The organism is Kitasatospora sp. NBC_00458 (genome assembly GCF_036013975.1).
In the GTDB taxonomy this organism is placed as follows: Bacteria; Actinomycetota; Actinomycetes; order Streptomycetales; family Streptomycetaceae; genus Kitasatospora.
In genome coordinates this window covers 6,743,557-6,755,449 of sequence record NZ_CP107904.1, presented here as the reverse complement: position 1 = coordinate 6,755,449, position 11,893 = coordinate 6,743,557, and the positions used below count along the sequence as shown (strand labels likewise).

Annotated in this window: 1 protein-coding gene; it reads right to left on the bottom strand. The window is 70.8% G+C overall.

The window, feature by feature from the left end; genetic code table 11:
* Positions 1 to 4: 4 nt before the first annotated feature.
* A complete protein-coding gene (locus OG550_RS28015; RefSeq protein ID WP_442906086.1) occupies positions 5 to 11,884 on the bottom strand; it encodes an SDR family NAD(P)-dependent oxidoreductase in 11,880 nt (3,959 codons plus the stop codon).
* Between the last annotated feature and the right edge of the window lie 9 nt (positions 11,885 to 11,893).

Below are 11,893 nucleotides of genomic sequence, written 5' to 3'. Positions count from 1 at the left end.
CGTATCAGGACGGGGAGTTGTCGCTGTTGTCGAAGGCCATGCGGAGCAGGCTCTCCGCGTCCATCGCGTCGATCAGGTCGACACCGCCGCTCTCGTCGACGGCGACCGGATCGTCGGCGAGGCCGGCGAGCCGCAGCAGCACGTCCATGACGCCGGCCTCCCGCAACCGGGCGAGCGGGATGGCGGCGAACGCCTGCTGGATCCGTGCGTCGCCCGGGTCCGCGTCGGACCGGATCCCGGCCGCGGCCTCAAGTTCCGTGCAGAGGTACCGGGCGAGAGCCGCGGAGGTCGGATAGTCGAAGATCACCGTCGCGGGCAGTCGCAGGCCCGTCGCCGCGTTCAGGCGGTTGCGCAGTTCGACGGCGGTCAGCGAGTCGAAGCCGAGGTCGTTGAACGCGCGGTTGCCCTCGATCTCCGCCGAGGAGGCGTGTCCGAGGACCGCCGCGACCTCGGTCCGCACCAGGTCCAGCAGCACGGCGTCGCGCTCGGCGGCGGTCATCGCCGCCAGCCGGCGGGTCAGCGTGGCGGCCGCATCGGGCCCGGCCGCGGCCGCGGCCCGTACCGGCACCCGCACCAGGTTGCGCAGCAGTGCGGGCACGTTCGCCCTACCGGCCTGGGCGCGCAGTCCGGCCAGGTCCAGGCGGGCCGGCAGCAGGACCGGCTCGCCCATCGTCTGTGCGGTGTCGAGGAGTTCGAGCGCCTCGGCGGTCGAGAGCCCCTCCACGCCGTTGCGGTTGATGCGCTGGAGGTTGCCGTCGCCCAGGGCCCCGGTCATCCCGGAGGCCTCCGCCCACAGACCCCACGCCAGGGACACCGCGGGCAGGCCCTTCGCCCGACGGTGCTGCGCCAGCCCGTCCAGGAACGCGTTGGCGGTGGCGTAGTTGCCCTGCCCCGGCGCGCCGAAGGTTCCGGAAGCGGAGGAGAAGAGGACGAAGGCGGAGAGGTCGAGGTGTTCGGTGAGTTCGTGCAGGTGCCAGGCCGCATCCAGCTTCGGACGCAGGACCGTGTCCAAACGCTCCGGGGTGAGCGACTCGATCACCCCGTCGTCCAGCACACCCGCGGTGTGCACGATCCCCGTCAGCGGCGCCTGCGCCGGGATCCGCGCCAGGAGCGCCGCGAGCGCGTCCCGGTCGGCGACGTCACAGGCCTCCACCGTCACACTCGCACCGGCCCCGGTCAGCTCCGCGACCAGCTCCGCCGCCCCCGGGGCGTCCGCACCACGCCGACTCGCCAGCACCAGACGCCGCACCCCGTGCCCGACCACCAGATGCCGCGCCACCAGCGCACCCAGCGTGCCGGTCGCACCCGTCACCAGCACCGTGCCCTCGGGATCGACACCGCGCGGCACCGTCAGCACGACCTTGCCGACATGACGCGCCTGACTGACGTACCGGAACGCGTCCTGGATCCGGTGCACGTCCCACGTCCTCACCGGCAACGGCCGCAGCACCCCCGCACCGAACAGCGACAGCAACTCCGCGAGCATCTCCGCGATCCGGTCCGGACCCGCCTCGATCAGATCGAACGCCCGGTACTCCACACCCGCCCGCCCCGCCGCCACACCCGCCGCGTCCCGGACATCGGTCTTACCCATCTCCAGGAACCGCCCACCACGCGGCAACAGGTCCAACGACGCATCCACGAACTCGTACGCCAGCGCGTTCAGCACCACGTCCACACCACGACCCCCGGTCGCCGCCGTGAACGCCTCACGGAACTCCAACGTCCGCGAGGAGGCGATCTCCCCCTCCTCCAGACCCAGCCCGCGCAGCACATCCCACTTGCCCGCACTCGCCGTCCCCAGCACCCGAGCACCCAGATGACGCGCCAACTGCACCGCCGCCATACCCACACCACCCGCGGCCGCGTGCACCAGCACCGACTCACCCGCCCGCACACCACCCAGATCCACCAACGCGTAATACGCCGTCAGGAACACCAACGGCACCGACGCCGCCTCCGCGAACGACCACCCCTCCGGAACCCGCGCCACGAAACGGTGATCCGTCACCGCCACCGGACCGAAGCCCCCGGGCACCAGGCCGAACACCCGGTCGCCCACCGCCACATGAGTGACCTCCGAGCCGACCTCCAGCACGACGCCCGCACCCTCATGCCCGAAGCCCGCGTTGCCCGGGTACATGCCCAACGCGTTCAGCACGTCACGGAAGTTGACACCCGCGGCACGCACCGAGATCCGCACCTCGTTCGGCGCCAACACCACCTCGGCCGCGTCACACGGCTCCAGCGACATGTCCTCCAGCGTCGCCTTCGCCCCCACCGCCGCACGCCAGGCCACCCCGGACGGCGCAACCAGCCCCGCACCCGGACCGACGGCCCGCGCCAGACGCGGCACGAACGCCACGCCACCCCGCACCGCCAGCTGCGGCTCACCCGCCTCCAACGCCCACGGCAGCACGTCGAACACGTCATCGCCGTCCACGCCGCCGCCCTCCACGTCGACGAGGACGAACCGGTCCGGGGTCTCGGACTGGGCGGAGCGCACCAACCCCCACACCGCAGCGGCAGCCAGGTCGGTCACCGCGGCGCCCGGCTCGGGCGCGACCGCGCCGCCGGTCAGCAGGACCAGACGCGAGGCCGACCAGCGCTCGTCGGAGACCCAGGCCTGCACCGCCTCCAGCACCCGCGCCGCAGTCCCACGCACATCCGCGAGCGGCCCCGCGGAACCACCGGCCACCGGGAACACCACGGTCCGCGGGACATCGGCCCCGCCGTCCACCGCCGCACCCAACGCCGCCAGATCCGCGAACCGCTCCAGCAACACGCCGGACCCGGCGGCTTGGACCGTCACCGCATCGGACAGCTCACCGAGCCACGTCAACCGCTCGACGGCCGCGTCCCCCGCGTCAACCGCCCGGTCGGGAAGCGAAATCGCGGTCCAGTCGAGACGGAACAGCGACTCATGCCCGCCGCCGGCCCGGGCCGCGTGGATCAGTTCGCCTGCCACGGGCCTCAGCACCAGCGAGTCGACGGACGCCACCGGTGCGCCCGTGGTGTCGGCCACCTCGACCGAAACCGCATCGGTACCGGCCGGTGCCAGCCGCACGCGCAACTCCGTGGCACCCACCGCGTACAGCGACACACCCGACCACGCGAACGGCAGCCGACCCCGGTCGTCCTCACCGAGGAAGTCACCGAGCCCCACCGCGTGCAGCGCGGCATCGAGCAGGGCGGGGTGGATACCGAAACGCGCCGCCTGGGCCTGCTCCTCGACGGGCAGCGCGACCTCGGCGAAGACCTCCTCGCCCCGACGCCACGCCGCCCGCAGACCCGCGAACACCGGACCATAGGCGAACCCGCCTTCAGCGAAACGCTCATAGACCTCGGACACATCCACAGCGACGGCATCCCGCGGCGGCCACACCGCCAGACCGTCCCGCGCGCCGCCGGCTTCCCGGGCCGCCAACGTGCCGGTGGCGTGGCGGACCCACTCGCCCTGCGGCGACTCCTCGGCGTCACCCTGGATCCGCGAGTGCAGGGTCAGCGAACGACGACCCGTCTCGTCCAACTCGCCCACGGCCAGCTGGATCTGGACACCCCGGCGCTCGGGCAGCACCAACGGCGCCTCCAGCGTCAACTCCTCCACATACTCACAGCCGACCTCGGCGCCGGCGCGAAGAGCCAGCTCCAGCATGCCGGTCCCCGGCACCAGCGCCGTGCCCGCCACCGCGTGATCCGCCAACCACGGATGCGTCCGCAGCGACAACCGCCCCGTGAACAGGAAACCGTCACCGGCCGCGAGCGCCACCGCAGCACCCAGCAACGGATGGTCCGCCGAACCGAGACCGGCGGAGGCCACATCGCCCACCGTGCCCGCAGGCGCGTCCAGCCAGTAGCGCTCGCGCTGGAACGCATACGTCGGCAGGTCCACCCGCCGCGCGCCCTGGCCGTCGAACAGCCGCGACCAATCGACCGCCACGCCGTTCACGAACGCCTCCGCGACGCCCTGCACCAGCGCCAACGGCTCCGGACGATCACGACGCTGAACAGCCACGCACACGACGCCGTCACTGTCCTCCAGAGTGTCCGCGGCCATCGCCGTCAGCACACCGTCCGGACCCACCTCCACGAACGCCCGCGCCCCCGCCCCATACAGAGCCCGCACACCCTCGTGGAACAGCACCGCCTCCCGCACATGCCGCACCCAGTACCCAGGCTCACACAACACGTCCGACGCCAACTCACCCGTCACGTTCGAGACCACGGGAATCCGCGGCGCCCCGAACTCCACACCCTCCAGAACCCGACCGAACTCCTCCAACATCGGATCCATCAACGGCGAATGGAACGCATGGCTGACGTTCAACTCACGCGTCTTGCAACCCTCCGCCACCAGCGCGGCAGACACCTCCGCCACCGCGTCGGCCTCACCCGAGACCACCACCGACCGCGGACCGTTCACCGCCGCAACACCAACCCGCCCCCCGAACCCGGCGAGCACCTCCTCCACCCGCGCGAGCTCCGCACGCACCGACACCATCGCCCCACCCGCCGGCAACGCCTGCATCAACCGACCACGCGCCGCCACCACCACACACGCGTCCCGCAACGAGAACACCCCCGCCACGAACGCCGCAACCACCTCACCCACCGAATGACCCGCCACGAACCCCGCGGCCACACCCCAGCTCTCCAACAGCCGGAACAACGCCACCTCGAACGCGAACAGACCGGCCTGCGTGAACACCGTCCGATCCAACAGACCACCGGCATCCGCGAACATCACCTCACGCACACCACCGGACACACCCGCGGCCGCCAACTCATCCGCCAGACACACGTCCAGCTCACCGCACACCTCGTCCAACGCCGCCGCGAACACCGGATACACCCCGTACAACCCGCGGCCCATCCCCGCACGCTGCGCTCCCTGGCCCGAGAACAACACCGCCACCCGACCAGCAGCCGCGACACCCGCGAGACCGCCACCGGCCGCCAGCGCCTCCAGACCACTCAACGCCTCCGCCCGATCACGCGCCACCACCACACCACGGTGCTCCAACACCGCACGCGACGAAACCAACGACGAAGCCACATCGACATCACGCAGATCAGCCGAACCCCCGACGAACGACACCAACCGCCCAGCCTGCGCCCGCAGAGCACCCTCGGTCTTCCCCGAGAAGACCCACGGGACCACCGGCAACGACGACGGCTCGACGACCTCCGCGACAGGCTCCTCCGCCGGAGCCTGCTCCAGAATCGTGTGCGCGTTCGTCCCACTGATACCGAACGACGACACCGCAGCACGACGCGGCTGACCCGTCTCCGGCCACGCCCGCTCCTCCGTCAGCAGTTCCACCGCACCCGCCGACCAGTCCACCTGCGGCGTCGGCTCATCCACATGCAGGGTGCGCGGCAGCACACCGTGCCGCATCGCCATCACCATCTTGATCACACCCGCGACACCCGCAGCCGCCTGCGTGTGACCGATGTTCGACTTCAGCGATCCGAGCCAGAGCGGCCGGTCCTCCGCGCGCTCCTGACCGTAGGTGGCGATCAGTGCCTGCGCCTCGATCGGGTCACCCAATGTGGTGCCCGTCCCGTGCGCCTCCACGGCGTCGATCTGCTCGGCCGTCAGGCGGGCGTTGGCCAGCGCCTGGCGGATCACCCGCTGCTGCGACGGGCCGTTCGGCGCGGTGAGGCCGTTCGACGCGCCGTCCTGATTCACCGCGCTGCCGCGCACCACCGCCAGCACCGGGTGCCCGTTGCGCCGCGCATCCGACAGCCGCTCCACCAGCAGCATGCCGACGCCTTCACCCCAGCCGGTGCCGTCCGCGGCGGCCGCGAAGGACTTGCACCGACCGTCGACGGCCAAGCCGCGCTGCCGACTGAACTCCACGAACAGCCCCGGTGTGGACAGCACCGTCACACCACCGGCCAACGCCAGATCACACTCACCCTGCCGCAGCGCCTGGGCGGCCAGGTGCAGCGCCACCAGCGACGACGAACACGCCGTGTCCACCGTCACCGCCGGCCCCTCCAGACCGAAGGTGTAGGAGATACGGCCCGACGCAATGCTTCCGGCACTGCCGTTGCCCAGGAAGCCCTCAAACCCTTCAGGAGCCTTGCTCATGCGCGAGGCGTAGTCGCTGTACATCACGCCGGCGAAGACGCCGGTCCGGCTGCCGCGCACAGAGGACGGATCGATACCCGCCCGCTCGAACGCCTCCCACGACGTCTCCAGCAGCAACCGCTGCTGCGGGTCCATCGCCAGCGCCTCACGCGGTGAGATCCCGAACAGCGACGGATCGAACTCGGCCGCGTCGTGCAGGAACCCGCCCTCGCGGGTGTAGGACTTGCCCAGCCGCTCGGGATCCGGATCGTAGAGACCCTCGTCCCACCCACGACCAGTGGGGAACGCGGATATCGCGTCCCTGCCCCCGGCAACCAGTCGCCACAGGTCCTCGGGCGACTCGACATCACCCGGGTAGCGGCAGCTCATGCCGACGATGGCGATCGGTTCGTCATCGGAAACAGCGACCACACCGGCTACGGCCTCGGACTCACCGACGGTCACCAGCACGGCCCGGAGGTGGCCCACCAGGGCATCCGGGGTGGGGTAGTCGAAGACCAGGGTGGCGGGCAACCGGAGCCCGGTCGCGGCGTTCAACCGGTTGCGCAGTTCGACTGCGGTCAGCGAGTCGAAGCCGAGGTCCTTGAAAGCTCGGTGAGCCTCCACCTCCGCCACGGAGCCGTAGCCCAGCACACTCGCGACGTGCGTCGACACGAGGTCCAGAAGCACGCCGGCCCGCTCGGCCTCCGATATCGCCGCCAGCCGTTGCGCCAGCGCGTTCCCGGCAGCGGCAGGGTCACCGCCGCCGGCCGTCCGGGCAGGAGTGCGGACCAGGAGCCTGAACAGCGCAGGCACCATGCCGGTCGCCGCAGCCTGGGACCGGAACGCCGCCAGGTCAAGGCGGGCCGGCAGCAGGACCGGCTCGCCCATCGTCTGTGCGGTGTCGAGGAGTTCCAGCGCCTCGACGGCCGAGAGCCCTGCGACGCCGTTGCGGTTGATGCGCTGCACACTGCCGTCGCCCAGGGCCCCGGTCATCCCGGAGGCCTCCGCCCACAGACCCCACGCCAGGGACACCGCAGGCAGCCCCTTCGCCCGACGGTGCTGCGCCAACCCGTCCAGGAACGCGTTCGCCGCCGCATAGTTGCCCTGCCCCGGCGCGCCGAACGTCGCCGCCACCGACGAGAACAACACGAACGCCGACAGGTCCAGGTGCTCGGTGAGCTCGTGCAGGTGCCAGGCCGCATCCAACTTCGGACGCAGAACCGTGTCCAAACGCTCCGGGGTGAGCGACTCGATCACCCCGTCGTCCAACACACCCGCCGTGTGCACCACCCCCGTCAACGGCGCCTGCGCCGGGATCCGCGCCAGCACCGCCGCGAGCGCGTCCCGGTCGGCCACGTCACAGGCCTCCACCGTCACACTCGCACCGGCCCCGGTCAACTCCGCGACCAGCTCCGCCGCACCCGGGGCATCCGCACCACGCCGACTCGCCAGCACCAGGTGCCGCACCCCGTGCCCCACCACCAGATGCCGCGCCACCAGAGCACCCAGCGTGCCCGACGCACCCGTCACCAGCACCGTGCCCGCAGCGCCGAACGCCGCCTTCGCACCACCCTCCACCGACCCCGCACCCGCACCCGCAGCCCGAACCAGCCGCGGCACGAACGCCACACCACCGCGCACCGCCACCTGCGGCTCGTCACAGGCCAACACCCCCGGCAGGACACCGGACACATCACCGTCGACGTCCACCAGCACGATCCGGCCCGGATGCTCCGACTGCGCCGAACGCACCAGACCCCACACCGACACCGCTGCCAGATCGGTGACGTCGGCGCCGGACTCCACGGCCACCGCACCGCGGGTCACCACCACCAGACGCGAACCCGCCCACCGCTCATCCGCCGTCCAACCCTGCAGCACCCCCAGAACACCCGCCGCAACCCCACGAACACCGACCACCGGATCCCCGGACCCACCGGACACCCCGACCACAACCGTCCCCGGCACCTCCAACCCCGCATCCACCGCCGCACCAAGAGCAGCCAGATCCACGAACCGACCACCCTCCTCGACCGCCGGCCCCGCCTCAACCTCACCCAGCCACGCAAAACCCGCCGCCGTGCCCCCACCGGGCACACGCAGCTCACTCCAGTCCACCCGGAGCAGCGAGTCCTGCCCCAGGACCGCACCACGCGCAGCCCGCACCTGCTCCGCCGTCACCGCCCGCAGCACCAAAGACTCCACCGCCGCGACCACCACACCGGCGGCATCCGCCACGAACAGCGAAACCGCCCCCTCACCCACCGGCATGAGGCGAACCCGCAACTCCCTCGCACCGACCGCGTACAACGACACACCCGACCAGGAGAACGGCAGACGACCTCGATCGTCCTCCGTCACACCGCCCAAAGCCACCGCGTGCAGCGCCGCATCGAGCAGGGCGGGGTGGATGCCGAAACGGGCCGCCTGGGCCTGCTCCTCGACGGGCAGGGCGACCTCGGCGAAGACCTCCTCGCCCCGACGCCACGCCGCCCGCAGACCCGCGAACACCGGACCATAGGCGAACCCGCCCTCGGCAAACCGCTCGTAGAGGTCCGACACGTCCACGGCCTCAGCACCCTGCGGCGGCCACACCGCGAGATCGTCAGCGGCGACCGCGCCCGGCCCAGCCGTCAGCACACCCACCGCATGCCGGACCCACTCCCCCTCCACACCCTCGGCCCCGTCATCGACCCGCGAGTGCAGGGTGAGCGAACGACGGCCCGACCCGTCCAACTCGCCCACCGAAAGCTGGACCTGGACACCACCACGCTCGGGCACCACCAACGGCGCCTCCAGCGTCAACTCCTCCACACGCTCACAGCCCGCACGCTCACCCGCACGCAGCGCCAGCTCCAGCATGCCGGTCCCCGGCACCAACACCGTCCCCGCCACCGCGTGATCCGCCAACCACGGATGCGTCCGCAGCGACAACCGCCCCGTGAACAGGAAACCGTCACCGGCCGCAAGCGCCACCGCCGCACCCAGCAACGGATGGTCCGCCGAACCGAGACCGGCGGAGACCACATCGCCCACCGTGCCCGCAGGCGCGTCCAGCCAGTAGCGCCGGCGCTGGAACGCATACGTCGGCAGATCCACCCGCCGCGCGCCCTGGCCGTCGAACAGCCGCGACCAATCCACGGCCACGCCGTTCACGAACGCCTCCGCGACGCCCTGCACCAGCGCCAACGGCTCCGGACGATCACGACGCTGAACAGCCACACACACGACGCCGTCACTGTCCTCCAGAGTGTCCGCGGCCATCGCCGTCAGCACACCATCCGGACCCACCTCCACGAACGCCCGCGCCCCCGCCCCATACAGCGACCGCACACCCTCGTGGAACAGCACCGCCTCCCGCACATGCCGCACCCAGTACCCAGGCTCACACAACACATCCGACGCCAACTCACCCGTCACGTTCGAGACCACGGGAATCCGCGGCACCCCGAACTCCACACCCTCCAGAACCCGACCGAACTCCTCCAACATCGGATCCATCAACGGCGAATGGAACGCATGGCTCACATTCAACTCACGCGTCTTGCAACCTTCCTCGGCGAACCGCGCCACCGCCTGGGCCACCGCGTCGGCCTCACCCGAGACCACCACCGACCGCGGACCGTTCACCGCCGCAACCGCAACCCGCCCCCCGAAACCGGCGAGCACCTCCTCCACCCGCGCAAGCTCCGCACGCACCGACACCATCGCCCCACCCGCCGGCAACGCCTGCATCAACCGACCACGCGCCGCCACCACCACACACGCATCCCGCAACGAGAACACCCCCGCCACGAACGCCGCAACCACCTCACCCACCGAATGACCCGCCACAAACCCCGCAACCACACCCCAACTCTCCAACAAACGGAACAACGCCACCTCGAACGCGAACAGACCGGCCTGCGTGAACACCGTCCGATCCAACAGACCGGAACCGTCCACACCACCCTCCGCGAACATCACCTCACGCACACCACCCGACACACCCGCAGCCGCCAACTCACCCGCCAGACACACGTCCAGCTCACCACACACCTCGTCCAACGCAGCCGCGAACACCGGATACACCCCATACAACCCACGACCCATCCCCGCACGCTGCGCACCCTGACCCGAGAACAACACCGCCACCCGACCACCACCCGCAACACCCGCGACACCACCACCCGCCGCCAGCGCCTCCAGACCAGCCAACGCCTCCGCCCGATCACGCGCCACCACCACACCACGGTGCTCCAACACCGCACGACCACTCACCAACGACGAAGCCACATCGACATCACGCAGGCCATCACGCTCACCGACGAACGCCACCAACCGCCCAGCCTGCGCCCGCAGAGCACCCTCGGTCTTCCCCGAGAAAACCCACGGCACCACCGGCAACGACGGCTCGACGACCTCCGCAACAGACTCCTCCACCGGAGCCTGCTCCACGATCACGTGCACATTCGTCCCACTCACACCGAACGAGGACACACCCGCCCGACGCGGCTGACCCGTCTCCGGCCACGCCCGCTCCTCGGTGAGCAGTTCCACGGCGCCCACCGACCAGTCCACCTGCGACGACGGCTCGTCCACGTGGAGCGTGCGCGGCAGCACACCGTGCCGCATCGCCATCACCATCTTGATCACACCCGCGACACCCGCAGCCGCCTGCGTGTGACCGATGTTCGACTTCAACGAACCCAGCCACAAGGGCCGTTCGGCCGTGTGCTCCCGACCGTAGGTCGCCAGCAGCGCCTGCGCCTCGATGGGGTCACCCAGCTTCGTGCCGGTCCCGTGCGCCTCCACCGCATCGATCCGGTCCGCCGTCAGCTGCGCATTGGCCAGCGCGGCCCGGATCACCCGCTGCTGCGACGGACCGTTCGGCGCCGTCAGACCACTGCTCGCGCCGTCCTGGTTCACCGCCGAACCCCGCACCACCGCCAGCACCGGATGCCCGTTGCGCCGCGCATCCGACAACCGCTCCACCAGCAACATGCCGACACCCTCACCCCAGCCGGTACCGTCCGCGCCGGCCGCGAAGGACTTGCACCGACCGTCGACCGCGAGGCCCCGCTGCCGGCTGAACTCGATGAACGCCCCGGGGCTGGACATCACCGTCACGCCACCGACCAGCGCCAGCGAGCACTCGCCCTGCCGCAGCGCCTGGGCCGCCAGGTGAAGCGCCACCAGCGACGACGAGCACGCGGTGTCAATCGTCACCGCCGGCCCCTCCAGGCCGAAGGTGTAGGCGACCCGGCCGGAGGCGATGCTACCGGCGCTCCCATTCCCGAGAAGACCTTCGAAGCCTTCGGGGGCCTTCCCCATCCGCGCCGCATAGTCGTTGTACATCACGCCGGCGAAAACACCGGTACGACTGCCACGAAGTGACGCCGGGTCGATTCCCGCCCGCTCGATCGCCTCCCACGACGCCTCCAGCAGCAACCGCTGCTGCGGATCGATGGCCAGGGCCTCGCGCGGCGATATCCCGAAAAGCCCGGCATCGAACTCGGCGGCATCGTGCAGGAAGCCGCCGTGCTGCGAATAGGACCTTCCGGAGCGGTCCGGATCCGGGTCGTAGAGATCCTCGGCCCAGCCACGGTCGACCGGAAACTCCGACACTCCGTCGCGACCCTCGGCCACCAGTCCCCACAGCTCATCCGGCGAGCTCACGCCCCCTGGATAGCGGCACGCCATCCCCACGATGGCAATGGGTTCCCGCGCCATCTCGATGAGTTGCCGGTTCTGCTGCTTAAGGCGATCGGTTTCCTTCAGTGACGCCCGAAGAGCTTCAACGATCTTTTCCGGGGATGTAGTCATCATGAGCTC

What these genes read in the sequence shown, in the direction of transcription:
- OG550_RS28015 (WP_442906086.1), bottom strand. Translation starts at nt 11,884, where the DNA reads ATGACTACATCCCCGGAAAAGATCGTTGAAGCTCTTCGGGCGTCACTG.